Origin of the sequence: Geodermatophilus arenarius (assembly GCF_042654585.1) — a bacterium.
GTDB lineage: Bacteria > Actinomycetota > Actinomycetes > Mycobacteriales > Geodermatophilaceae > Geodermatophilus > Geodermatophilus arenarius.
Genome location: NZ_JBHSGR010000029.1, coordinates 26,289 through 49,552, shown reverse-complemented (window position 1 = coordinate 49,552; position 23,264 = coordinate 26,289). Strand labels below are relative to the sequence as shown.

The 23,264-nt window shown below is 75.8% G+C and carries 25 protein-coding genes; 17 read left to right on the top strand and 8 right to left on the bottom strand.

Annotated features, from left to right (window positions below; genetic code table 11):
• The coding region (locus ACFO3M_RS20825) for an AAA family ATPase (protein ID WP_465253861.1) at window positions 1–1,090 on the top strand (1,090 nt) is incomplete at its 5' end.
• Window positions 1,091–1,097: 7 nt separating this feature from the next.
• Here ACFO3M_RS20825 and ACFO3M_RS20820 read toward each other — a convergent pair.
• The gene (locus ACFO3M_RS20820; protein ID WP_387993498.1) at window positions 1,098–1,913 is read right to left on the bottom strand and encodes an endonuclease/exonuclease/phosphatase family protein; all 816 of its coding nucleotides are present in this window, start codon (window positions 1,911–1,913) and stop codon (window positions 1,098–1,100) included.
• Between the two features lie 4 nt (window positions 1,914–1,917).
• Window positions 1,918–3,633, bottom strand: coding sequence for an alkaline phosphatase D family protein (locus tag ACFO3M_RS20815; RefSeq protein ID WP_458167597.1), 1,716 nt, complete (start codon window positions 3,631–3,633; stop codon window positions 1,918–1,920).
• Window positions 3,634–3,705: 72 nt separating this feature from the next.
• Between ACFO3M_RS20815 and ftsY the strand changes: the two genes are divergently transcribed.
• Window positions 3,706–4,944: a signal recognition particle-docking protein FtsY gene (ftsY, locus tag ACFO3M_RS20810; protein ID WP_387993492.1), complete on the top strand. Its 1,239-nt coding sequence runs from the start codon at window positions 3,706–3,708 to the stop codon at window positions 4,942–4,944.
• A gap of 76 nt (window positions 4,945–5,020) precedes the next feature.
• On the opposite strand, the gene ACFO3M_RS20805 is transcribed toward ftsY, so the two are convergent.
• Genes ACFO3M_RS20805 through ACFO3M_RS20790 form a run of 4 tightly spaced genes read right to left on the bottom strand, consistent with a single transcriptional unit; the run spans window position 5,021 to window position 7,581 of the window.
• Window positions 5,021–5,767, bottom strand: a complete 747-nt coding sequence (locus ACFO3M_RS20805) for an energy-coupling factor ABC transporter ATP-binding protein (protein WP_387993489.1) — start codon at window positions 5,765–5,767, stop codon at window positions 5,021–5,023.
• The gene (gene cbiQ, locus ACFO3M_RS20800; protein WP_387993486.1) at window positions 5,764–6,546 is read right to left on the bottom strand and encodes a cobalt ECF transporter T component CbiQ; all 783 of its coding nucleotides are present in this window, start codon (window positions 6,544–6,546) and stop codon (window positions 5,764–5,766) included. The genes ACFO3M_RS20805 and cbiQ overlap by 4 nt, the downstream gene beginning before the upstream one ends.
• Window position 6,547: 1 nt before the next feature.
• Window positions 6,548–6,880 carry a PDGLE domain-containing protein gene (locus tag ACFO3M_RS20795; RefSeq protein WP_387993483.1) on the bottom strand — a complete coding sequence of 111 codons (333 nt, stop codon included), beginning with the start codon at window positions 6,878–6,880 and terminating at the stop codon, window positions 6,548–6,550.
• A complete protein-coding gene (locus ACFO3M_RS20790; RefSeq protein ID WP_387993473.1) occupies window positions 6,877–7,581 on the bottom strand; it encodes an energy-coupling factor ABC transporter permease in 705 nt (234 codons plus the stop codon). The genes ACFO3M_RS20795 and ACFO3M_RS20790 overlap by 4 nt, the downstream gene beginning before the upstream one ends.
• 339 nt (window positions 7,582–7,920) lie before the next feature.
• On the opposite strand from ACFO3M_RS20790, the gene ACFO3M_RS20785 reads away from it, so the two are divergent.
• From ACFO3M_RS20785 to ACFO3M_RS20760, 6 genes are all read left to right on the top strand, one after another.
• Window positions 7,921–9,261, top strand: coding sequence for an ammonium transporter (locus tag ACFO3M_RS20785; RefSeq protein WP_387993470.1), 1,341 nt, complete (start codon window positions 7,921–7,923; stop codon window positions 9,259–9,261).
• Window positions 9,258–9,596, top strand: coding sequence for a P-II family nitrogen regulator (locus tag ACFO3M_RS20780; RefSeq protein ID WP_073421809.1), 339 nt, complete (start codon window positions 9,258–9,260; stop codon window positions 9,594–9,596). Before ACFO3M_RS20785 ends, ACFO3M_RS20780 begins: the two co-directional genes overlap by 4 nt.
• 102 nt (window positions 9,597–9,698) lie before the next feature.
• Window positions 9,699–12,065 (top strand): [protein-PII] uridylyltransferase, encoded by a 2,367-nt coding sequence (locus tag ACFO3M_RS20775; RefSeq protein WP_387993467.1) that lies wholly within the window; start codon window positions 9,699–9,701, stop codon window positions 12,063–12,065.
• 87 nt (window positions 12,066–12,152) lie between these two features.
• Complete coding sequence (locus ACFO3M_RS20770; RefSeq protein ID WP_387993465.1) at window positions 12,153–12,359, top strand: hypothetical protein; 207 nt, start codon at window positions 12,153–12,155, stop codon at window positions 12,357–12,359.
• 93 nt (window positions 12,360–12,452) lie between these two features.
• The gene (gene ffh / locus ACFO3M_RS20765; RefSeq protein WP_387993463.1) at window positions 12,453–14,024 is read left to right on the top strand and encodes a signal recognition particle protein; all 1,572 of its coding nucleotides are present in this window, start codon (window positions 12,453–12,455) and stop codon (window positions 14,022–14,024) included.
• Window positions 14,021–15,103, top strand: coding sequence for an amidohydrolase family protein (locus ACFO3M_RS20760; RefSeq protein WP_387993461.1), 1,083 nt, complete (start codon window positions 14,021–14,023; stop codon window positions 15,101–15,103). Before ffh ends, ACFO3M_RS20760 begins: the two co-directional genes overlap by 4 nt.
• Window positions 15,104–15,109: 6 nt before the next feature.
• Here the strand turns inward: ACFO3M_RS20760 and ACFO3M_RS20755 are convergent, their stop codons facing one another.
• A complete protein-coding gene (locus ACFO3M_RS20755) occupies window positions 15,110–15,673 on the bottom strand; it encodes a hypothetical protein (RefSeq protein WP_387993459.1) in 564 nt (187 codons plus the stop codon).
• Between the two features lie 156 nt (window positions 15,674–15,829).
• Here ACFO3M_RS20755 and ACFO3M_RS20750 point away from each other — a divergent pair, with 156 nt between their 5' ends.
• Complete coding sequence (locus ACFO3M_RS20750; protein WP_387993456.1) at window positions 15,830–17,596, top strand: proline--tRNA ligase; 1,767 nt, start codon at window positions 15,830–15,832, stop codon at window positions 17,594–17,596.
• On the opposite strand, the gene ACFO3M_RS20745 is transcribed toward ACFO3M_RS20750, so the two are convergent.
• The gene (locus ACFO3M_RS20745) at window positions 17,563–17,964 is read right to left on the bottom strand and encodes a VOC family protein (RefSeq protein ID WP_387993453.1); all 402 of its coding nucleotides are present in this window, start codon (window positions 17,962–17,964) and stop codon (window positions 17,563–17,565) included. The two genes, ACFO3M_RS20750 and ACFO3M_RS20745, sit on opposite strands and share 34 nt — an antisense overlap.
• A gap of 158 nt (window positions 17,965–18,122) precedes the next feature.
• Here ACFO3M_RS20745 and rpsP point away from each other — a divergent pair, with 158 nt between their 5' ends.
• The 8 genes from rpsP to ACFO3M_RS20705 all read left to right on the top strand — a co-directional run bounded on the left by rpsP (window position 18,123) and on the right by ACFO3M_RS20705 (window position 23,128).
• Window positions 18,123–18,602 carry a 30S ribosomal protein S16 gene (rpsP, locus tag ACFO3M_RS20740; RefSeq protein ID WP_387993450.1) on the top strand — a complete coding sequence of 160 codons (480 nt, stop codon included), beginning with the start codon at window positions 18,123–18,125 and terminating at the stop codon, window positions 18,600–18,602.
• Between the two features lie 3 nt (window positions 18,603–18,605).
• Window positions 18,606–18,842 carry an RNA-binding protein gene (locus ACFO3M_RS20735; RefSeq protein ID WP_387993447.1) on the top strand — a complete coding sequence of 79 codons (237 nt, stop codon included), beginning with the start codon at window positions 18,606–18,608 and terminating at the stop codon, window positions 18,840–18,842.
• A 10-nt stretch (window positions 18,843–18,852) separates the two neighbouring features.
• The gene (gene rimM, locus ACFO3M_RS20730; protein WP_387993444.1) at window positions 18,853–19,383 is read left to right on the top strand and encodes a ribosome maturation factor RimM; all 531 of its coding nucleotides are present in this window, start codon (window positions 18,853–18,855) and stop codon (window positions 19,381–19,383) included.
• Complete coding sequence (trmD, locus tag ACFO3M_RS20725; RefSeq protein WP_387993442.1) at window positions 19,380–20,123, top strand: tRNA (guanosine(37)-N1)-methyltransferase TrmD; 744 nt, start codon at window positions 19,380–19,382, stop codon at window positions 20,121–20,123. The genes rimM and trmD overlap by 4 nt, the downstream gene beginning before the upstream one ends.
• Window positions 20,116–20,616 (top strand): NUDIX hydrolase, encoded by a 501-nt coding sequence (locus tag ACFO3M_RS20720; protein ID WP_387993440.1) that lies wholly within the window; start codon window positions 20,116–20,118, stop codon window positions 20,614–20,616. The genes trmD and ACFO3M_RS20720 overlap by 8 nt, the downstream gene beginning before the upstream one ends.
• Before the next feature lie 194 nt (window positions 20,617–20,810).
• Window positions 20,811–21,167, top strand: coding sequence for a 50S ribosomal protein L19 (gene rplS, locus ACFO3M_RS20715; protein WP_387993438.1), 357 nt, complete (start codon window positions 20,811–20,813; stop codon window positions 21,165–21,167).
• Window positions 21,168–21,254: 87 nt separating this feature from the next.
• Complete coding sequence (gene lepB, locus ACFO3M_RS20710) at window positions 21,255–22,160, top strand: signal peptidase I (RefSeq protein ID WP_387993435.1); 906 nt, start codon at window positions 21,255–21,257, stop codon at window positions 22,158–22,160.
• Between the two features lie 245 nt (window positions 22,161–22,405).
• Window positions 22,406–23,128, top strand: a complete 723-nt coding sequence (locus tag ACFO3M_RS20705; protein ID WP_387993432.1) for a LuxR C-terminal-related transcriptional regulator — start codon at window positions 22,406–22,408, stop codon at window positions 23,126–23,128.
• The last annotated feature ends 136 nt before the right edge of the window (window positions 23,129–23,264 follow it).

Genomic DNA, 23,264 nt, shown 5'->3' with positions numbered 1-23,264 from the left:
CGCCGCGGCCGCCCGGCTGGCCCGCCGCCGCGGCGCGGAGGTCGCCGACCGGCTGCGCGCCGGCGCCGAGGAGGCCCTCGCCGCGCTGACCGGCTCGCTGACCCGCGCCGCGGCCGAGCGCGACGAGCTGGCCCGGCAGCGCACCGCCCGCGAGGCCGAGCTGCTCGAGGTCCGCACCCGGGTCCGCGCGGCGACCGCGGAGCTGGAGCGGCTCACCGACGAGGTGCACCGCGACGAGGTCGCCCGCGCCGAGCAGCGGCTGCGCATCGAGGCGCTGGAGGAGCGCGCCGCCGAGGAGTTCGGCGTCGACCTGCCCACGCTGGTCGCCGAGTACGGGCCGGCCGCTCCGGTGCCGCCCACCCCGGCGCAGGTCGCCGCCGCCGAGGCCGCAGGCGAGCCCGAGCCCGCCGCGGTGCCCTACGACCGCGCCACCCAGGAGCGCCGGGCCGCCCGCGCCGAGCGGGACCTCACCACCCTCGGCAAGGTCAACCCGCTGGCGCTGGAGGAGTTCGCCGCGCTCGAGGAGCGGCACACCTTCCTCGCCACCCAGCTCGAGGACCTCAGGGCCACCCGCCGGGACCTGCTGACCGTCGTCCGCGAGGTCGACGGGCGCATCCACGACGTGTTCGCGTCCGCGTTCGCCGACGTCGCCCGCGAGTTCGAGGGCGTCTTCGCCACCCTGTTCCCCGGCGGGCAGGGCCGGCTGGTGCTCACCGACCCCGAGGACATGCTCACCACCGGCGTGGAGATCGAGGCCCGCCCGCCGGGCAAGAAGGTCAAGCGGCTGTCGCTGCTGTCCGGCGGCGAGCGCTCGCTGACCGCCGTCGCGCTGCTGGTGTCGATCTTCCGAGCGCGGCCCTCGCCGTTCTACGTGCTCGACGAGGTCGAGGCCGCCCTCGACGACGTCAACCTGGGCCGGCTGCTCACCCTCGTCGAGCAGCTGCGGGCGACGTCGCAGCTGATCGTCATCACCCACCAGAAGCGGACGATGGAGATCGCCGACGCCCTCTACGGCGTGAGCATGCGCGGCGACGGCATCACCGGCGTCATCAGCCAGCGCCTGCGCGAGGCCGACGCCGCGTCCGCCTGAGGCGTCCTCAGACCCCGGAGGGGACCAGCAGGTCGACGACCAGCGGCAGGTGGTCCGAGGCGCCGGCGCCGTCGAGGACCCGCGCCCCGGCGACCTGGATGCCCGGGGTCACCCACACCTGGTCGATGCGCGCGTGCGGGGCGCGGGCGGGGTGGGTGAGGCCCTCCTCGCGCTGCCAGAAGCGCCACCGCGCCTGGTCCTCGCGCTCGCCCGCGACCTCCCAGGCGTCGGTGAACCGCTCGCGCAGGCCGGCGAGCTCGGGGGCGTCGGGGGCGGCGTTGAGGTCGCCGACCAGCACGCCGGTGGCCATGGATTCGGTGGTCAGCGCCGCCAGCAGCTCCACCTGCTCGGCGCGCTCGGCCGCCGACCGCGTCGTCAGGTGGGTGGTGGTCACCCACAGCGCGCCGCCGTCGAGCTCCACCAGGGTGCGCAGCGCGCTGCGCGGCTCGCCGCTGCCCGGCAGCGGGTGGACGTCGCTGACCAGGATCGGCAGCCGGGACAGCAGCGCGTTGCCGTACTGACGCCGTGGCGCGTCCCCGGGGCGGGCCTCGTCGATCGCCGGGCCCCACGCCAGCTGCACGTCCAGCGCCCGGGACAGCAGCAGCGCCTGGTCGACGTCCTCGCTGCGCTCGCCGAAGTGCCGGTCCACCTCCTGCAGGCAGATGACGTCGGCGTCGGCGGCGGCGAGCACCTTCGCCAGCCGCGGCAGGTCGTGCCGCCGGTCGTCGCCCACGCCGTGGTGCGTGTTGAAGGTGACCAGCCGGACGGGGATGGGCGGCTGGTCGGGCCCGGGGGCCGGCTTGACACCACGGGGATCGGTCACCCCGTCAGCCTGTCACCTCCGCCGCCGGGGCCGCAGCGGGCACCGGACCGGCCAGCGGCAGGTCGAGCACCTGCTGCAGGCACTCCTCGCCGTCGGCCCGGTGGTCGCTCACGTGCAGCACGAACCGCGCCCGCCGGCCCTCGAGCACCAGCTCGCCCACCTGGTTGCCGAAGAACGGCCCGGCCGCCTTGACCCACTCCACCGACGCGGGACGGACGCGGGCCGCCCGCGCGATCGCCCCGGTCAGCCGCCGCGCCCAGCGGCTCCAGCCGATGCGGAACCCGACCCGGATCGGGTGCGGCGCCTGGTTGTGCAGCGGCGAGACGGTGAGCTGGTGCACCCGCCCGGACAGGCCGCCGGGGGAGACCACCTCGGCGGCGTAGGCGTGGTGGACGTCGCCGGAGAGCACCACCGCCGTCGCCGGCGCCCGGCCGTGCTCGCCGCGGGCCGCGGCCAGCAGCGCGGCGGCCAGCCGGTCGAAGGAGTGCCCGAACGCGGCCCAGTGCTCGAGGTCGGCGGCCTGCCGCAGCGCCTCGGCCAGCCGGCCCAGCGGCCGCCCCTCGTGCCGGACCGCCAGCGCCTCGTCCCAGCGCTCGATCGCGTCGATCGCGTGGGGGAGCAGCCAGGGCAGCGACGTGCCGACCAGCAGGTGCTCGACGCCGTCCGCGACCGCGGCCCGCACCTGCTCCTCGATCCAGGCGAACTCGTCGTCGTCGACCATCCGGCGGGACTGCTCGTCGAGCACCCGCCCGGCCCGGCTGTCCACCACGAGCAGCCGCGCGTCGCCCCAGTGGCGCACGTAGCTCCAGCGCACCGACCGCGGGTCCCGGTCGGCGACCTCGGCCATCTCGCGCAGCACCGGCTCGGCGTCGGCCCCCTCGGGCAGCGCGCACACCGCCTGCCACGTCCCGCTGGCCGCCAGCTCGGCGGGGGAGAGGTTGCCCAGGTGCTGGTAGACCCAGTAGCTGACCATGCCGCCGGCGATGCGGTCGGCCCACCAGTCCGTCGTGGTCACCCGGCGCCGCCAGGCGGCCGAGGTGTTCCAGTCGTCGATCATCTCGTGGTCGTCGAACACCATGGACGACGGGACGGTGGCCAGCAGCCACCGCACCTGCGGGTCGCTCCAGGACTCGGCGTAGAGCCGCGTGTACTCCTCCAGGTCGTGCACCTGGGCGTCGTGGCGCACCGGCCCGCCCCGGCGCAGGCCCAGCCAGCTGCGCGTCGCCGGGGTCAGCTCGTCGGCGTAGACCTGGTCGCCGAGCAGCACCAGCGCGTCCGGCCACTCGTCCTCGGGCAGCGCCGCGACCCGCTCGGCGTAGGCGTCCAGCGCGTCGGGCGGGATGCCCTCGGCGACGTCGACGGTGCCCGGTGAGGCGTAGCGGCAGGAGCCGAAGGCCAGCCGGAAGGGCCCGGGCCGCCCGGGCGTGCGGATCCGGCTCGGCGGGAACGGCGAGCCCTCCTCGGGCCACACCCGGACGCCGTCGGTGCCGTCGGTCGACAGGTGCACCTCGTAGGGCGTGGTGCTGCCCGGCGCCAGCCCCTCGACGACGACGAGCGCGTAGTGGTGCCCGCCCACGCGGAAGGTGCGCGCGCTGCGCCCGAGGACGTCGACGGTGCACGGGCGGTCGGTCTCCACCCAAGCGGTCGCCGACACGGGGTCGACGTGTCGCAGGAGCGGGCCGAGCAGGAGGGCCGGGGGATCCCCGGCGGGCGGCGGCATGGCCGCCAGCCTCGCCCACCGACCCGGGTTCCGCCCAGAACCCGCTGAGCGCGAACTGGGAGACTGACCGGCATGGAGTTCGTGCTGATCGCGATCGCGATCGTCCTCGTGGCCCTGGTCGCCGGGGTGGGCCTCCTGGTGGGCCGCGGTCGCCGTACCACCCGGCTGGACGAGGACGCCGCCGCCGGCACCACGCTCACCCGCCCGCGGCCGCCCACGGCGCCACCGCCCGCGCCGCCGCGGGAGGACCGGCCGTCGGGTGCCACCGCCTCCGGTCAGGGTCTCGCGCCGGCCGAGCCGGACACCGTCTCGCCCGAGACGCCGCCCGCCGTCGAGCTGCCGCCGGCCGAGGCGGAGCCGGGCGTCGTCTTCGAGACGCCGCCGCCGTCGGCCGGCCGGCTGGTCCGGCTGCGCTCGCGGCTGGCCCGCTCGCAGTCCTCGCTCGGCCGCGGCCTGCTGACCGTGCTCGCCCGCGAGCGGCTCACCGAGGACGACTGGGAGGAGGTCGAGGAGACCCTGCTGGCCGCCGACGTCGGCGTCGCCGCGACCACCCAGATCGTCGAGCGGCTGCGCACCCAGTCGATGGTGCTGGCCACCGCCACGCCCGCCGACCTGCGCGCGCTGCTCGTCCGCGAGCTGACGGCCGTCCTCGGGCCCGACCTCGACCGGAGCCTGGCCACCGACCGGCACGGGGGGCGGCCCGGCGTGCTCCTCGTCGTCGGGGTCAACGGCGCCGGCAAGACGACGACGGTCGGCAAGATCGCCCGCGTGCTCGTCGGGGACGGCAAGAGCGTCGTCCTCGGTGCCGCCGACACCTTCCGCGCCGCCGCCGCCGACCAGCTCGAGACCTGGGGCGAGCGGGTGGGCGTGCTCACCGTCCGCGGGCGGGAGGGCGCCGACCCCGCGTCGGTGGCATTCGAGGCGGTGCGCACGGGCGTCGAGGCCGAGGTCGACACCGTCGTCGTCGACACCGCCGGGCGGCTGCACACCAAGTCCGGCCTCATGGACGAGCTGGGCAAGATCAAGCGGGTCGTGGAGAAGCAGAGCCCGGTCACCGAGACGCTGCTGGTCCTCGACGCCACCACCGGGCAGAACGGCATCGTGCAGGCGCGGGTGTTCACCCAGGCCGTCGACGTCACCGGCGTGGTGCTCACCAAGCTCGACGGCACCGCCAAGGGCGGCATCGTCGTCTCGGTGCAGCGCGAGCTCGGCATCCCGGTCAAGCTGATCGGCCTGGGCGAGGGCGCCGACGACCTCGCGCCGTTCGAGCCGGAGGCCTTCGCCGAGGGCCTGGTCGGCGCCGCGGACTAGCGGGAGGACCCCCTCCTCCCCACCCCTCGCACGCTCGGGGCGGTGCCCGGGAGGGCCGGACGACGTCGACGGAGGCTCAGACGCGGGTCGGGTCGAACCCGAAGGGCAGCTCGAGCCGGTGCGCGGCCAGCAGGTCGGCCTCGGAGAGCAGCTCGCGGGTCGGCCCGTCGGCGACCACGACGCCGCCGTCGAGCACCACCGAGCGCGGGCACAGCTGCAGGGCGTAGGGCAGGTCGTGGGTGACCATCAGCATGGTCACCGGCAGGGCCGTGAGGACCTCGGCCAGCTCGCGCCGGCCGGCCGGGTCCAGGTTCGACGACGGCTCGTCGAGCACCAGCACCTCCGGGTGCATCGACAGCACCGTGGCGACGGCGACCCGGCGGCGCTGGCCGAAGGACAGGTGGTGCGGCGGGCGGTCGGCGGCGCCGGCCATGCCGACCTGCTCCAGCGCCGCGGCCACCCGGGCGGCGACCTCGGGCTCGGGCAGGCCGAGGTTGCGCGGGCCGAAGGCGACGTCCTCGCCGACGGTCGGCATGAACAGCTGGTCGTCGGGGTCCTGGAAGACGATGCCGACCCGCCGGCGCACCTCCGCGAGGTTCCGCTTCTCCACCGGCAGCCCGCCGACGGTCACCCGGCCGCGCCCGCCGGCGAGGATCCCGTTGAGGTGCAGCACGAGCGTCGTCTTGCCCGCGCCGTTGGGCCCGAGCAGCGCCACCCGCTCGCCGGGCTCGAGCCGCAGGTCCACGCCGAACAGCGCCTGGTGGCCGTCGGGGTAGGCGAAGGCGAGGTCCTCCACGAGGAGTGCGGACGGGGGAGTGCTCACCCCAGCAGCATCCCCGCCGCGAGCACCGCGGCGGCGGACAGGGGCAGGCTCAGCGCCACCAGCCACGCCCCGGCGGGCACCGCGGCGACCGGCCCGGTGGGCAGCGCGCCGGTGTACCCGCGCGACAGCATCGCGAGGTGCACGCGCTCGCCGCGCTCGTAGGACCGCACGAACAGCGCCCCGGCGCCGGCGGCCACCACGCGCAGCGCCCCGGGCCCGCGGCTCCGGAAGCCGCGGGACTCCCGGGCCACCCGCATCCGGCGCAGCTCGCCGCCGACGACGTCGGCGTAGCGGACCATGAACGCGAGGATCTGCACGAGGACCGCCGGCAGCCGCAGCCGCTGCAGCCCGCGCACCAGCTCCCGCGGCTCGGTGGTGGCCGCGAGCACGGTGGCGGCGAGCACCGACAGCGTCGCCTTGGCCAGCAGCCCGAGGCCGGCGGCCAGCCCGCTCTCCGACAGGGACAGGCCGAGCACCTCGACCCGCGGGCCGCGCGACACGACCGGCAGCAGCAGCGCGAAGACCAGGAACGGCACCTCGACGACCAGCCCGCGGGCCAGCCGCCCGGCCGGCACCCGCGCGACGGCGGCCGCGGCGAGCACCAGGGCGGCGTACCCGGCGTAGGCGGCCGGTGCCCACCCCGCGTGCACCGGGGTGGCGACGACGACCAGCGCGAAGGCCAGCACCGCGACCAGCTTCACGTGCGGCTCGAGGCGGTGCACCACGCTGGTGCCGCTGACGTAGGCCGCGCCCAGCGGGCCGCCGTGCCCGGCGCCCACGTCAGTCCTCCGCGGAGGTGCTGCCCACCTCGGCCGGCCGGCCGCTCCGCCGGCGCAGCAGGAGGGTCAGGCCGCCGGCGAGCACCAGGGTGACCGCGACGCCGGCGATCCCGGCCAGCCCGCCCGACAGCCGGCCGTCGTCCACGCCCTCCACGGCGTAGTCGGCCAGCGGCGACCCGGCGGTGGCGCTGTCGCGGGCGGTGTCGGCGAAGCCGGTCTCGCCCGCGGCCCACTCCAGGCCGTCGGGGTGCGAGCTGGCGTAGTGGCTGACGAAGCCGGCGACGACGAGCGTGACGAGCAGGCCCACGAGCCACAGGCCGCGACGGCGGCTCATCGCACGGCCTCCTCGGTCCGCAGGCCCGGGCGGGTGGCGAGGTCGGCGGGGCGGCGCAGGTGCGCGGCGCCGTGCACGAGGTCCGGCCGCACCGACAGCACCGCGCCCAGCACCGCGACGGTGATGACCGCCTCGCCGATGCCGATGAGCACGTGGATGCCGCCCATGGCCGCGGCCACCGTGCCGAGGGGCACGTCGGCGACCCCGCCGGCGGCGAACAGCGCGACGAAGGCGAGCGCGGCCGCCGGCACCGACGCGAACGCCCCGGCACCGGCCGCGGCGAGCAGCCCGCCGCGGGTGCGCGGCAGGACCCGCAGCAGCAGGCGGAACAGGCCGTAGCCCACGCCGACGGCGACCACGCCCATGAGCGTCACGTTGGTGCCCAGCGCGGTGAGCCCGCCGTCGGCGAAGAGCACCGCCTGGACGACGAGGACGACGGTCGTGCAGAGCACCGCCGTCCAGGGCCCGACCAGGACCGCGGTGAGCGCGCCGCCGATCAGGTGGCCGCTGGTGCCGACGCCGACCGGGAAGTTGACCATCTGGACGGCGAAGACGAAGGCGGCGGTGAGGCCGGCCAGGGGAGCGGTGCGCTCGTCGAGCTCACGACGGGCGCCGCGCAGCGCGAGGGCGACCGCGCCGGCGGCCGCCGCGCCGGTGGCCACGGACGTCGGCGCGTCCAGGAAGCCGTCGGGGACGTGCACGCGGACCTCCACGGGACTCGCGGGCGGCCGGGTACCACCCGCGGGAACCTTATTGCACACCGTTTGCAACTGCACACCCCTCGCAGACGGACTCCGGGTGTGGCCGCGGCCACGCCCACGCGCCCCGGCAACACGGCCGTCACACGACCCCGGGACACGCGGCGCGGAGTTCACGGTCCGGAAACGCGGCGACGACGCCCCCGGAAACAACGCCCCGGCACCGTGAACGCCGCGTCGCCGCCAGGGAAGGGGGCGACCGCGACCCCGACCGTCCCCGGCCCGCCGGGGCCCGTTCCCTCGTTGCGGCCGACGGCCCACGACCCACCTCAGGAGGTTGCCGTGGTCAACACCGGCGACACCGCCTGGATCCTCACCAGCGCGGCTCTCGTGCTGTTGATGACGCCGGGCCTCGCGCTCTTCTACGGCGGCATGGTCCGCGCGAAGAGCGTCCTCAACATGATGATGATGAGCTTCGGCGCGCTGGCGCTCATCACCGTGCTCTGGGTGCTCTACGGCTACTCCGTCGCGTTCGGCGACGACGTCGGCCTCGGCCTGCTCGGCGACCCGGGCGAGTTCTTCGGGCTCAAGGGCCTCATGGAGGACACGACGAGCGAGGCCGGCGGCCTGCCGTCGATGGCCTTCGTCGGCTTCCAGGCGGTCTTCGCGATCATCACCGTCGCCCTGATCTCCGGCGCCATCGCCGACCGCGCCAGGTTCGGCTCCTGGATGGTCTTCGCCGGCATCTGGGCCACCGTCGTCTACTTCCCGGTCGCCCACTGGGTCTTCGACTTCACCCTCACCGACGACGACGGCGTGGTCACCCACACCGGCGGCTGGATCGCCAACGACCTGGCGGCGATCGACTTCGCCGGCGGCACCGCGGTGCACATCAACGCCGGTGCCGCGGGCCTCGCCCTGGCCCTGGTGCTCGGCAAGCGGCGCGGCTTCGGCCGCGAGGCCATGCGCCCGCACAACCTGCCGCTGGTCATGCTCGGCGCCGGCCTGCTGTGGTTCGGCTGGTTCGGCTTCAACGCCGGCTCCGCGCTCGCGGCCAACAACACCGCCGCCGTCGTCTGGGTCAACACCCTCGCCGCCACCGGCGCCGCCGTCCTCGGCTGGCTGGTCACCGAGAAGCTGCGCGACGGCCACGCCACCTCGCTGGGCGCCGCCTCCGGCGCCGTCGCGGGCCTGGTCGCCATCACCCCGGCCTGCTCCGCGGTCTCGCCGGTCGGCGCGATCATCGTGGGCGTCGTCGCCGGCGCGCTGTGCGCCCTCGCCGTCGGCCTGAAGTACCGCCTCGGTTACGACGACTCCCTCGACGTCGTCGGCGTGCACCTCGTCGGCGGCCTCTGGGGCACCCTGGCCATCGGCTTCCTGGCCGACCCCGACGCCCCGGCCGGCGTGGAGAGCCTCTTCTTCGGCGGCAGCGTCGACCAGCTCTGGCGGCAGGCCGTCGGGGCCGGCGCGGTGCTCGTGTTCTCCTTCGTCCTGACGCTGGTGATCGCCGCGGTCGTCAAGGCCGTCATGGGCTTCCGGGTCAGCGAGGAGGACGAGGTCGCCGGCATCGACACGGTCGTCCACGCGGAGTCCGGGTACGACTTCACCAGTCTCGGTGGCGGCAGCGGCTCCGCGCTGCACCAGGCCACCACCCCCAAGACCACGGAAGGGGTCCGGGCATGAAGCTCGTCACCGCCATCATCAAGCCCTTCAAGCTCGACGACGTGAAGAACGCCCTCGAGCTGATCGGGATCACCGGGCTCACCGTCAGCGAGGTCCAGGGCTTCGGCCGCCAGCGCGGCCACACCGAGGTCTACCGCGGCGCCGAGTACCAGGTGGACTTCGTCCCGAAGGTCCGCATCGAGGTCGTCGTCGGCGAGATCGAGGCCGCCCGCGTGGTGGACGCCGTCGTCGAGTCGGCCTCCACCGGCCAAATCGGCGACGGCAAGGTCTGGGTCACCACGATCGACGAGATCGTGCGGGTCCGGACCGGCGAGCGCGGCGAGGACGCGCTCTAGCCGGGTCCCGACCGGAGCCCGTCCGTCGGCCGGGGTGGTGGGGCGACCACCGCCCCGGCCGACGCCGGTGCAGCCCGTCGACCGAACCGACCAGGGGGGACCGTGCCGGACCTGAAGGGGCTGCCCGACCTGCCGCGCGCCGGGCGGGTGCGGGTGCTCGACGCCTGGCTGGGCGGCCTGCTGGCCGACGCCGTGGCCGGCACGCCGCCGCCGCGGCAGGGCCGGGGAGGCCCGCCCCCGCGCACCGGCACCGACGGCGTCGCGCTCGTGGCCGTGGGCAGCCTCGGCCGGCGCGAGCCGCCCCCGCACGGCGACCTGGACCTCGTGCTGGTCCACGACGGCCGGCCGGAGGTCGCCGCCCTCGCCGACGCCGTCTGGTACCCGATCTGGGACGCCGGCGTCCGGCTGGACCACTCGGTGCGCTCGGTGGCCGAGGCCGTGTCGGTGGCCTCCACCGACGTGAAGGCCGGCCTCGGCCTGCTCGACGCGCGGCTGGTCGCCGGCGACGCGGCCCTCGCCGCGGCGCTGCGCACCGCCACGCTGGCCAGCTGGCGGCAGTCGGCGTCGAGGCTGCTGCCGCAGCTGCGCGACCTGCGCCGCGGCCGCGCCCGCCAGGTCGGCGAGCTGGCCTTCCTCCTCGAGCCCGACCTCAAGGAGGCCTACGGCGGCCTGCGCGAGGGCCAGGTGCTGCGCGCGGTCGCCGCCGCCCAGCTCGGCGACGAGCCCTCCGCCGAGGCCGAGGCGGCCTACTCCTTCCTGCTCGACGTCCGCGACGAGCTGCGCCGCCGCTCGGGCCGGCCCACCGACGTCCTCGTGCGCCAGGAGCAGCGCCCGGTCGCCGCGGCGCTCGGTCTCGCCGACGAGGACGTGCTGCTGCGCGAGGTGAGCCTGGCCGGGCGCCGGCTGGCCTTCGTCGCCGACGACACCTGGCGGCGGGTGGAGGCCGCGCTGGTCCGGCGGCCGCGCGCCCGCTACCGCCGGGTGCGCCGCGAGCCGCTGGCCGAGGGCGTGGTGCGCCAGGGCGACGAGGTGGTGCTCGCCCGCGACGCGCGCCCGGCCGCCGACCCCGGGCTGGTGCTGCGCGGCGCCGCGGCCGCGGCCCGGGCCGACCTGCTGCTGTCGCCCTACACGCTCAAGGTGCTCGCCGTGCACTCGCCGCCGGTGCCCGAGCCGTGGCCGGCCGAGGTGCGCTGGTCCTTCCTGCGGCTGCTGGCCAGCGGCCGCGCGGCGGTGCCGGTCCTCGAGCAGCTGGACCAGGAGGGCCTGCTGGCCCGGCTGCTGCCGGAGTGGGACCGGGTGCGCTCACTGCCGCAGCGCCACCCGTGGCACCGGTTCACCGTCGACCGGCACCTGGTCGAGGCCGCCGCGGCCGCCGCCGAGCTCACCCACGACGTCGACCGGCCCGACCTGCTGCTGGTCGCGGCGCTGCTGCACGACGTCGGCAAGGGCTGGCCCGGCGACCACAGCGTCGTCGGGGAGCCGGTCGCCGCCGGCGTCGCCGAGCGCATGGGCTTCACGCCGGCCGACGTCGCCACCGTGGGCACGCTGGTCCGCCACCACCTGCTGCTGCCCGACACCGCCACCCGCCGCGACATCGACGACCCGGCCACCATCGAGCGGGTCGCCGACACGATCGGCCGGGACGCGCAGGTGCTGCACCTGCTGCACGCGCTGGCGCAGGCCGACGGCGCGGCCACCAGCACCTCGGCGTGGTCGCCGTGGAAGGCGCACCTGGTCGCGCACCTGGTGGCCCGCGTGCAGGCGCACCTCGGCGGCACCGTGGTCGACGGGGCCGACCCCGTGCTGCACCCCACCGAGCCGACGGTCACCCAGGCCGGCGGCGACGGCGCGGTCACCGTGGGGGTCGAGGACGTCGCCGACGGGCAGCAGGTGACCATCGGGGCGCCCGACTCGCACGGCCTGTTCAGCCGGCTCGCGGGGGTGCTCGCGCTCAACCAGCTCGACGTCCGGGCGGCGAAGGTGAACGTCGTCGAGGGCCGGGCGACCGCGGTGTTCGCCGTCCGCCCGCGGTTCGGCCGCGCGCCGCAGCCGACGATCCTGGCCGACGCCGTCCGCGCCGCCCTGGAGGGGACGCTGCCGCTGGCCGACCGGCTGCGCCAGCGCGAGGCCGACTACCGGCAGGACGCCGCCCGGTCCGTGCCGCCGCGGATCTCCTGGCACGACTCGGAGGTCAGCGGGGAGGCGACCAGCATCGTCGAGGTGCGCGCCGGCGACCGGGCGGGCCTGCTGTACCGGCTCACCGCCGCGCTCGTCGCCGAGGGCCTCGACGTCACCTCCGCGCGGATCGAGACCCTGGGGGCCGACGCCGCCGACTACTTCTACGTCTGCAACCCCGCCGGCTGCCCGATCGACGCCGGGCGGCGGGCCCGGGTCGAGGCGGCGCTGGTGGCCGCGGCGCGTGGCGCCGTCCCCGACCCGGCACGCACCGGCGGTGACACACCGGGCTGAGGCGACCCGGAACTGTCCGTGCCCCGTGCGACCGTCGGGACGAGGCGGGACGGACCGGTCCCGCAACCGACGCCGAGGGGGATCCGCGTGACCGTCCAGCAGACCGCAGCCCTGCCGACCTGGCCGTGCCGGGACTGCGGCGAGGACCGCGTGTTCGAGCAGCCGCCGTGCGCCGACGGGCACACCGACGACGCCGGTGGGTGCCCGGAGTGGATCTGCACCGGCTGCGGTGGTGCGCTCCTGGTCGGCGGGGCGGGGGTCGTCGGCGCGGCGGCGGTGCGGCGCGCGGCCTGAGCGGCACGCTCGACCGGGCCGGGACGTCCCGGCTGGATACCCTGGGGTCAGGTGGCGCGGCCCGTCCGCGCCCGTGACTGCTGAGGACTGCTCGTGTTCGAGACTCTCTCCGACCGCCTCGACAAGGTCTTCACCGGCCTGCGGGGCAAGGGCCGGCTCACCGACGCCGACATCGACGCCACCGCGCGCGAGATCCGCATCGCCCTGCTCGAGGCCGACGTCGCGCTGCCGGTCGTGCGTGCCTTCATCGCGGCGATCAAGGAGCGGGCGCGCGGCGCCGCGGTGTCGCAGGCGCTCAACCCGGCGCAGCAGGTCATCAAGATCGTCAACGAGGAGCTCATCGAGATCCTCGGCGGCGAGACCCGGCGGCTGCGCTACGCCAAGCAGTCGCCCACGGTGATCATGCTCGCCGGCCTGCAGGGCTCCGGTAAGACCACGCTGGCCGGCAAGCTCGGCCGCTGGCTGAAGTCCCAGGGGCACGCGCCGCTGCTGGTCGCCGCGGACCTGCAGCGGCCCAACGCGGTCAACCAGCTCTCGATCGTCGCCCAGCAGGCCGGGGTCGACGTCTTCGCGCCCGAGCCGGGCAACGGCGTCGGCGACCCGATCCGGGTGGCCGCCGACTCGATCGAGCACGCCCGCCGCACGATGCACGACGTCGTCGTCGTCGACACCGCCGGCCGGCTGGGCATCGACGCTGAGCTGATGGCGCAGGCCGCCGGCATCCGCGACGCCGTCCAGCCGGACGAGACGCTGTTCGTCGTCGACGCGATGATCGGCCAGGACGCCGTCACCACGGCCGAGGCGTTCCGCGACGGCGTCGGCTTCTCCGGCGTCGTGCTCACCAAGCTCGACGGCGACGCCCGCGGTGGTGCCGCGCTCTCGGTCCGCTACGTGACCGGGCAGCCGATCATGTTCGCCTCCACCGGCGAGAAGCTCACCGACTTCGACGTCTTCCACCCCGAGCGGATGGCCTCGCGCATCCTCGGCATGGGCGACGTGCTCACCCTCATCGAGCAGGCCGAGCAGGCCTTCGACGCCGAGCAGGCCGAGAAGATGGCCGGCAAGCTCGTCAGCCGCGAGGGCTTCACCCTCGAGGACTTCCTCGAGCAGATGATGGCCATCCGCAAGATGGGCCCGATCGCCAACCTGCTCGGCATGCTGCCCGGCGCGGGCGCGATGAAGGAGCAGCTCAAGCAGGTCGACGACCGCGACCTGGACCGCACCGCGGCGATCATCCGCTCGATGACCCCGCAGGAGCGGGTCGACTCGAAGATCATCAACGCGTCGCGGCGGGTGCGCATCGCCAACGGCTCGGGCGTGACCGTCACCGAGGTCAACCAGCTGCTGGAGCGCTTCGCGCAGGCCCAGAAGATGATGGGCCAGATGGCCGGCAGCATGGGTCTGCCGGGCATGGGCCCGATGTCGAAGAAGGCCCGCGGCCGGCAGATGCAGGCCCAGTCCTCCAAGAAGGGCAAGGGCAAGAAGGGCAAGGGCGGCGGCAAGGCCCCGGCCCGCCGGCCGATGGGCGCCCCGGGCCTGCCCCCGGGCGCCGGCTTCCCCGGTGGCCTGCCGGGCGGCATGCCCTCGCTGCCGCCGGGCCAGGCGCTGCCGGACCTCAGCAAGCTCGACTTCAGCAAGTTCGGGGACGAGCGGCCCGGGCGGTGACCGCCCCCTCCCTGCACCTGTCCGGGGTCGTCCTCCCCGAGGGCGAGCACCGCGACCTCTGGATCCGCGACGGCCGGGTCACCTTCGAGCGGGTCCCGGGCGCGGAGACCGTCTCCCGGGGCGGCTGGCTGCTGCCGGGCCTGGTCGACGCGCACTGCCACGTCGGCATCGGCCGCGGCGGGGTCCCCGTCGAGGACCTCGCCGGGCTGCGCGAGCAGGCGCTGGCCGAGCGGGCCGCCGGGGTGCTGGCGCTGCGCGACTGCGGCTCGCCGGTCGACACCCGGGCGCTGGACGACGAGCCCGACCTGCCGACGATCGTCCGCGCCGGCCGGCACCTGGCCGCGACCCGGCGCTACATCCCGGGGCTGGCCGTCGAGCTGGAGCCGGCCGGGCTGGTCGAGCAGGTGCGGGTGCAGGCCCGCCGCGGCGACGGCTGGGTGAAGCTGGTCGGCGACTGGATCGACCGGTCGGTGGGCGACCTCGCGCCCGAGTGGCCGGCCGACGTCGTGGCCGAGGCGATCGCGGCGGCGCACGAGGAGGGCGCGCGGGTCACCGCGCACACCTTCGGCACCGACGCGCTGCCGGACCTGATCCGCGCCGGCATCGACTGCGTCGAGCACGGCACCGGGCTCACCGAGGACCTGGTCGGCGAGATGGCCGCGCGCGGCACCGCCGTCGTCCCGACGCTGGTCAACGTGGAGAACTTCCCCGGCTTCGCCGCCGCGGGGGAGCGGAGGTTCCCGGCGTACGCGAGCACGATGCGGCGGCTGTACGCGTCCTCCGGCGCGGTGGTGCGGGCGGCGTTCGAGGCCGGCGTGCCGGTGTTCGCCGGCACCGACGCCGGCGGCGGCATCGAGCACGGCCGGATCGCCGACGAGGTCCGCGCGCTGTGCGACGCCGGCCTGCCCGCCGAGGCGGCGCTGGCCGCGGCGTCGTGGTCCGCGCGGGCCTGGCTGGGCCTGCCCGGCATCGAGGAGGGCGCGCCGGCCGACCTCACCGTCTACGACGGCGACCCGCGCGCCGACCTCGGCGTCCTGACCCGACCGCAGCTCACGGTGCTGCGCGGCCGGGTCGTCTGAGCGCGGTCAGACGTCGACGCCGGCGGCGGCGCAGGCGGTGCCGAACTCGGTGACCGGGCCGGTCAGGTCGGTGACCGCGGTGATGACGTCGCCGCCGGACCGCACGTCGTCGATCGCGGCGTCGGTGGCCGCGGACACGGCGTCGGCGGCGGCGAGCACCGGCGCGCCGGCGTCCCGGTGGCCGGCCGGGGCGTCGCGCAGCGCCTCGAGCAGCGGGACGACGCCGGCGGGGTCGACGTGGCCGGTCCCGTCGACCGCGACCAGCGACAGGCCGACGTAGCCGAACCACCCGGCCACCGCCTGGCACAGGCCCTCGTCGCCGGGGACGCCGGCGCCGGGGACCGGCAGGTCGTCGTCGCTCGCGGGCACGCTGCCGGTCCCGGGCGCGGGGTCGGTCACGGGCCCGGTCTCCCCGGCCTCCTCCACCGGCGGGGCGGCCGGCTCGGTTGGGGCCTCCGCACCCCGCGACACGGGCGTGGCCGAGCCGCTGACCGCGGTGGAGCAGGCGGCCAGCGAGGCGCCGGCGGTGAGGGCGAGGACGGCGGTGGCCAGGCGGCGGGGCGTGCGCACGGGGGACTCCAGGGTGGTCGAGCCGGGTGTCGGCGGGGGAGAGGCCGCCGGTCGGCGGCTCGCCGGGGACGACCGTCGCGGCCGGGACTTGCACCGCTCTTGCGGGCCGCTGACCGCGCGGCACAACCCGTTCGCGCGCCCTGGGAGACTCGTGCCGTGCTGTTGCGGATGTCCTCCCTGTTCCTGCGCACCCTGCGCGACGACCCGGCCGACGCCGAGGTCCCCAGCCACCGCCTGCTCGTGCGGGCCGGCTACATCCGCCGGGCCGCGCCGGGCGGCTTCACCTGGCTGCCGCTGGGCTACCGGGTCTTCCGCAACGTCGAGCGCGTCGTCCGCGAGGAGATGGACCGGATGGGCGCGCAGGAGGTCCACTTCCCGGCGCTGCTGCCCCGCGAGCCCTACGAGGCGACCAACCGCTGGACCGAGTACGGCCCCAACCTCTTCCGGCTGCAGGACCGCCGGGGCGCGGACTTCCTCCTCGGCCCCACGCACGAGGAGATGTTCACGCTCCTGGTGAAGGACCTGTACTCGTCGTACAAGGACCTGCCGCTGTCGCTGTACCAGATCCAGACCAAGTACCGGGACGAGGCGCGGCCCCGGGCCGGGCTGTTCCGCACCCGCGAGTTCACGATGAAGGACAGCTACTCCTTCGACGTCGACGACGCGGGGCTGGACGCCTCCTACGCCGCGCACCGCGCCGCCTACGTCCAGATCTTCGACCGGCTGGGCCTGGAGTACGTGATCGTCTCGGCGATGTCGGGCGCGATGGGCGGCTCCAGGAGCGAGGAGTTCCTGCACCCGACGGAGATCGGCGAGGACACCTTCGTCCGCTCGCCCGGCGGGTACGCGGCCAACGTCGAGGCGGTCAGCACCGTCGTCCCCGAGCCGCTGCCGATCGAGGGCCTGCCCGAGGCGCACGTCGAGGACACCCCCGACACCCCGACCATCGAGACGCTGGTCGCCGTCGCGCGGGAGCTGTTCCCCGACGCCGGCTACACGGCCGCCTCGACGCTCAAGAACGTCGTCGTCACGCTCGTGCACCCCGACGGCACCCGGGAGCCGCTGGTCATCGGCATCCCCGGCGACCGCGAGGTCGACGCCAAGCGGCTGGAGGCGCAGGTGGCGCCGGCCGAGGTGGAGCCGTTCACCGACTTCGAGGCGCACCCGGCGCTGGTCAAGGGCTACATCGGCCCGCAGGTGCTCGGGAAGGACAGCGAGTCGGGCATCCGCTACCTCGTCGACCCTCGGGTCGTCCCCGGCACCCGCTGGGTCACCGGCGCCAACGAGCCCGGCAGGCACGTGTTCGACCTGGTGGCCGGGCGCGACTTCTCCTGGGACGGCACCGTCGAGGCCGCCGAGGTGCTGCCCGGCGACCCCGCGCCCGACGGCTCGGGCCCGCTGGAGCTCGCCCGGGGCGTGGAGATCGGGCACATCTTCCAGCTGGGCCGCAAGTACGCCGACGCCCTGGGCCTGCAGGTGCTCGACGAGAACGGCAGGCTCGTCACGGTCACCATGGGCTCCTACGGCATCGGCGTCTCCCGCGCCGTCGCCGCGATCGCCGAGTCCACCCACGACGAGCTGGGCCTGGTCTGGCCGCGCGAGATCGCCCCGGCCGACGTGCACGTCGTCGCCACCGGCAAGGACGCCGCGGTGTTCGAGGCCGCGCAGGCGCTGTCCGACGAGCTGGTCGCCGCCGGCCTGACCGTCCTCTACGACGACCGGCCGAAGGTGTCGCCCGGGGTCAAGTTCAAGGACGCCGAGCTGCTCGGGATGCCGACCATCGTGACCGTCGGCCGCGGGCTCGCCGACGGCGTCGTCGAGCTGCGCGACCGGGCGACGGGCGAGCGGTCGGAGGTGCCGGTGGCCGACGCCGCCGCCGCGGTGCTCGCTCAGGTCCGGCCGGGGACCAGCTCGACCTCGTAGCCGTCGGCGTCCTCGAGGTAGGCCGCCCGGTGCCGCGGGCCGCCGGCGAACGGGTGGCGGTCGGCGAACAGCAGCCGCCACCCGTGCGCCGGCGCCGCGGCCACCAGCGCGTCGACGTCGTCGGCGGTGCCGGCCCAGAACGCGAGGTGGTTGAGGCCTGGCCGGCGGCGCTCGTGGGTGTCCGTGGTGAGGTCCGGCGACCGCTCGACGACGACGTAGACGTCGCCGAGCCGCCAGGACCGGCCGTGCTCCCACGACTGGTACGGCTGCGCGCCCAGCGCGGTCAGCAGCCAGCCCCACGAGCGCTCGGCGCGGGCCAGGTCGGGCACCCACAGCTCGACGTGGTGGAGCAGACCCCGGCTGGTCATGGCACGCCTCCCGGCATCTGGCATCATGGTCGGTCGAACACGGCGGTGCGCGGCCCTCTCACCGACGCCGGCCGTGTCCCTGGCTCCGCCCCGGCGTAACCCCACGCGTCCGTCCGGCGAGCACCGACGAACAGCGTTCGAGGAGATTCCGAGCCACCGTGGCCACCAAGATCAAGCTCATGCGTCTGGGCAAGATGCGTGCTCCGTACTACCGCATCGTCGTCGCCGACTCGCGCACCAAGCGCGAGGGCCGCGTCATCGAGACGATCGGCAAGTACCACCCGAAGGAGGAGCCCTCCTTCATCGAGGTCGACAGCGAGCGCGCGCAGTACTGGCTGGGCGTCGGCGCGCAGCCGACCGAGCCGGTCGCGGCCATCCTCCGCGTCACCGGTGACTGGCAGAAGTTCAAGGGCGAGCCGGCCCCGCCGCCCATGAAGGTCGCCGCCCCCAAGCCCGACCGCAAGGCCCTCTACGAGGAGGCCGTCCGCAGCGCCGGCGAGGAGCCGGCCGCCGGTGCGACCACCCCGAGGAAGAAGGCCGCTCCCAAGGCCGACGACGCCGCCGCCACGGTGGCCGAGGCCGCCGGTGCCGGTGGCGAGGGCCCGGCCGCCGGCGCCACCACGACGCCCGCCGAGTAAGACGTGCTCGAAGAGGCGCTCGAGCACCTGGTCAAGGGCATCGTCGACCACCCGCGCGACGTCACCGTCGACCTGGTCGGCGGCCGTCGCGGCAAGACCCTCGAGGTCCGGGTCCACCCCGACGACCTCGGCAAGGTGATCGGTCGCGGCGGGCGCACCGCCAAGGCGCTGCGCACCGTCATGACCGGCGTCGGCGGCCGCGGCCTGCGGGTCGACGTCGTCGACACCGACGGGCGCTGAGCCGCGCGGCTTGGACGCGCAGAACCCCTCCACCGACACCGTGGTGGTCGGCCGCATCGGCCGGCCCCACGGTGTCCGTGGTGAGGCCACCGTCGAGGTCCGCACCGACGACCCCGGGAAGCGCTTCCGCCCCGGCGCCGTCCTGCGCACCGTCCCCGCCGAGCGCGGGCCGCTGACCGTCGCCGGCGCCCGCTGGCACCGCGAGGTGCTGCTGCTCGCGTTCGAGGGCTACGACAGCCGCGAGACCGTCGAGACCCTCCGCGACACCCTGCTCGAGGTCCCGCTCGCCGACCTCCCGGCGCTGGAGGACCCCGACGACTTCTACGACCACCAGCTCGTCGGCCTGGCCGCCCGGCTGACCGACGGCACGCCGCTGGGCGAGGTCGCCGCGGTCCGCCACGAGGGCGCGGACCTGCTGGTCGTCGACCGCGGCGAGGCCGGCGAGCTGCTGGTCCCGTTCGTCACGGCGATCGTGCCGACCGTCGACGTGCCCGGCGGGTTCGTCGTCGTCGACCCGCCCGAGGGGCTGCTCGACCTGTGACCGACCCGTACCGCATCGACGTCGTCACGATCTTCCCGGAGTACCTGGCGCCGCTCCGGCAGTCGCTGCTCGGGAAGGCCGCCGAGCGCGGCCTGGTCGCCATCGGCGTGCACGACCTGCGGCAGTGGACCGACGACGTCCACCGCACCGTCGACGACGCCCCCTACGGCGGCGGCCCCGGCATGGTCATGCGCCCCGAGCCGTGGGCGCGCGCCCTGGAGGCCGTCCGCCCGCCCGGCACCCGCCTGGTCGTGCCCACGCCCGCCGGGCGCCCGTTCACCCAGGCCGTCGCCGCCGAGTGGGCCGCCGAGCCCGGGCTGGTGTTCGCCTGCGGCCGCTACGAGGGCATCGACCAGCGGGTGGCCGAGTGGGCCGCCGCGTCCGGGCCGGTGTCGGAGGTCTCGATCGGCGACTACGTGCTGGCCGGCGGCGAGTCCGCGGTGCTGGTGATGGTCGAGGCGGTCACCCGGCTGATCCCCGGCGTCGTCGGCAACCGCGAGTCGGTGGCGTTCGACTCGCACGCCGACGGGCTGCTCGAGGGCCCCTCCTACACCCGGCCGGCGTCCTGGCGCGGGCTGGACGTCCCGCCGGTGCTGCTCTCCGGCGACCACGCCGCGATCGCCCGCTGGCGCCGCGCGGAGTCGCTGCGGCGGACCGCGACCCGGCGTCCCGACCTGCTGGCCGCGCTGCCCGAGGACGCGCTGTCACCCGCCGACCGGGCGGTCCTCGACGGTGCCTGACCGCGCCTGGGTGCGTCCCACGGCGCGGGTCGTCGTCCTCGACCCCGACGGGCGGGTGCTGCTGCTCGGCGCCCGGCTGACCGACCCCGCCGTCCCGCCCGGCGACGTGCTGTTCTGGTACACGCCCGGCGGGGGAGTGGAGGACGGCGAGACCGTCCGCGAGGCCGCCGCCCGCGAGCTGGTCGAGGAGATCGGCCTGGTCGTCGACCCCGCGGCCCTCGAGGGCCCGGTGTGGTTCCGGCGGCACGTCGGCCCGTTCGCCGGCGTGCAGATCGACTCGCGGGAGACCTTCTTCGTCCTGCGCGACGTCGTCCACGAGGTGGACGCCACCGGCCGGACCGAGCTGGAGCTGCTCGGGGAGGAGCCGCACCGGTGGTGGACCGCCGCGGAGATCGCCGCGGCGGACGTGGAGTTCGCGCCCCGCGAGCTCGCCGCGGTGCTGCCCGAGCTGCTGGCCGGGCCGTGGCGCCGGCCACCCCGCGTGGTCGACTGACCGGCCCTGGGACCAGCCCGCCCCGGCCCGAGCTCGGCAGGGTGGCGCCCGTGTGGCACAGTAGAGAGTCGCTGCAGACCGGAGGCGCCGCCGACGGGCACTCCTCCCGGAGTCGCAGCCACCTGGTCCGGAGCGTGGGGCACCCCGATGCCCGGGCCGACGACGAGCCAACGCTGAGACCGAGGAATGCTGCGATGAACACCCTGGACGTACTCGACGCCGACTCGCTGCGCGACGACATCCCCGAGTTCCGCCCCGGGGACACCGTCAAGGTGCACGTCCGCGTCGTCGAGGGCAACCGCTCGCGCATCCAGGTCTTCCAGGGCGTCGTGATCCGGCGCCAGGGCGGCGGGATCCGCGAGACCTTCACCGTCCGCAAGGTCAGCTTCGGCGTGGGCGTGGAGCGCACCTTCCCGGTGCACACCCCGGTCGTCGAGAAGATCGAGGTGCTGACCCGCGGTGACGTCCGCCGGGCCAAGCTCTACTACCTGCGTGAGCTGCGCGGCAAGGCCGCCAAGATCAAGGAGCGTCGCGAGACCGTCGCGCGCTGACCGTCCCCGGCTCCGGCCGGACGACTCCGGGCCGGTCCGACCCGGCCTGACCACGGCGGGTCCTCCGCGGCCGTACGCTGGCTCCCGATGAGCAGCGATCGGTCCGGAGGGCCCGCCGACGTCGTCCCGGGGGACGACCCCACGCCCGAGCGGCCGGACACCGGTGGCCACCGCCGCACCTGGCGGCGGCGGGACGAGCCGGAGAAGAAGAGCTCGCTGCTGCGCGAGCTGCCGGTGCTGCTGCTCGTGGCCTTCGTGCTCGCGCTGCTGGTGAAGACCTTCCTCGCACAGGCCTTCTTCATCCCCTCCGGGTCGATGGAGCAGACGCTGCACGGCTGCACCGGCTGCACCGGGGACCGCGTCCTGGTCAACAAGGTCCCGTACTGGTTCGGCGATCCCGAGCCCGGCGACATCGTCGTCTTCGAGGGGCCGGACACCTGGACGCCCGAGGTCGAGGTCTCCGAGCCCTCGAACTGGTTCACCGGCGGGCTGCTGTGGCTGGGCCGGGCCGTCGGCGTGGCGCCGCCGAGCGAGGACGACTACGTCAAGCGCGTCATCGCCGTGGGCGGCCAGACCGTGCAGTGCTGCGACGCCGAGGGCCGGGTGACCGTCGACGGCGAGCCGCTCGACGAGCCCTACATCTACGAGGACACCCCGCTGGAGTCGCGCGCCTTCGGCCCCGTCACCGTGCCCGAGGGCCGGCTGTGGGTCATGGGGGACCACCGGTCGGCCTCGGCCGACTCCCGCTCGCACGTCGGCGACCGCTACGGCGGCACCGTCGCCGTCGACGACGTGATCGGCAAGGCCGCGCTGATCGTCTGGCCGGTGTCCCGGTTCGGCACGCTGGACTCCCCGGACATCCAGGGCACGGAGGCGGCCGCCGCCGCGGGCGCGGTCGGCCAGGTGCTCCCGCTGGGTGCGGGCCTCGCCGGCGCGCTGCCGGTCGCGGCGTGGAACCGCCGGCGCCGGCTGCGCCGCTCGCCCCCGGGCTGACCTCCGCCCGCCTCCCGACGGCGCCGTCCCTCCCCGAGGGACGGCGCCGTCGTCTTTCGTGCACCATTCCCGCAAACGGCGTCCCCATGTCGACAAATGCGGAACGGTCACCTCTCCGGTTTCTCGTGTGACGGGAGCTACCAATACCGGGTGCGGAAAAAATCCCCAGGAAGTGTTCAAGGACCGCGCCATTCATCCCGATGGAGTAGTCGAGAGCAACCCGGTCCACCGAAATGGAGAAAGTCGTGTCCGCACCCCTGGCGAGCGCTGCCCGAGGCGTCACCCGCGTGCTCCTCCTCGCCGACGCCCCCGTCCTGCGGCGCGGCCTGGTCAGCATGATCAACGAGACCGCCGGCATGCAGTCGGTGGGCACCCCCGGCGAGCTGCGCCGCGCCCTCACCCTCGTCGAGACCGCCCGGCCCGACGCCGTGGTCGTCGAGATGGGCGCCGGCCGCGCCGCCACCCTCAACGTCGTCCGCGACCTGCGCCGCCGCTTCCCGCGGGTCGCCGTCGTCGCCCTCGCGACCTCGGAGGACCCGGCCGTGGTCAACGAGGCCGTCGCCGCCGGTGTCCGCGGCTACCTGATGCTCAACACCTCGCCGACCCTGCTCGGCTGGGCGATCCTGGCCGCCCGCGCCGGCCGGACCGTCGTCGACCCGCAGATCCGCCGCGTCGAGCCCGCCGCCGCCCCGGTCGGCAAGCCGCTGACCCCCGAGGTGCCGCTCACCCGGCGCGAGCAGGACGTCCTCGACGAGCTGCTGCAGGGCCAGTCCAACCGGCAGATCGGCCGCAACCTGTTCATCAGCGAGGACACCGTCAAGTCGCACGTGAAGGCGATCCTGCGCAAGCTCGGCGCCCGCGACCGCGCGCACGCTGTCTCGCTGGTCCTGTCCTCCCGCTCCTCCGGCACCTGCACCTGCGGCGCCCACGCGCTGACCGCCCCCGCCCCGGCTCCGGCCGAGGTCTGATCCCGGCGCCCGGGCCCGGCAGCACCGCGCCGGGTCCGGCGCCCCCGGCCGGCCGTCCGCCTCCTCGGCGGCCGGACCGGGACGACGGGCCGGCCCCCTCTGACCCCGGGGGCCGGCCCGCCGCCGTCTGCGCGCC

Excerpts from the sequence above, each read along its gene's own strand:
- ACFO3M_RS20815 (WP_458167597.1), bottom strand. The coding sequence starts at position 3,633 with ATGCCGCCGCCCGCCGGGGATCCCCCGGCCCTCCTGCTCGGCCCGCTC.
- ftsY (WP_387993492.1), top strand. The coding sequence starts at position 3,706 with ATGGAGTTCGTGCTGATCGCGATCGCGATCGTCCTCGTGGCCCTGGTC.
- ACFO3M_RS20795 (WP_387993483.1), bottom strand. The coding sequence starts at position 6,880 with ATGAGCCGCCGTCGCGGCCTGTGGCTCGTGGGCCTGCTCGTCACGCTC.
- ACFO3M_RS20780 (WP_073421809.1), top strand. The coding sequence starts at position 9,258 with ATGAAGCTCGTCACCGCCATCATCAAGCCCTTCAAGCTCGACGACGTG.
- ACFO3M_RS20745 (WP_387993453.1), bottom strand. The coding sequence starts at position 17,964 with ATGACCAGCCGGGGTCTGCTCCACCACGTCGAGCTGTGGGTGCCCGAC.
- rplS (WP_387993438.1), top strand. The coding sequence starts at position 20,811 with ATGAACACCCTGGACGTACTCGACGCCGACTCGCTGCGCGACGACATC.
- lepB (WP_387993435.1), top strand. The coding sequence starts at position 21,255 with ATGAGCAGCGATCGGTCCGGAGGGCCCGCCGACGTCGTCCCGGGGGAC.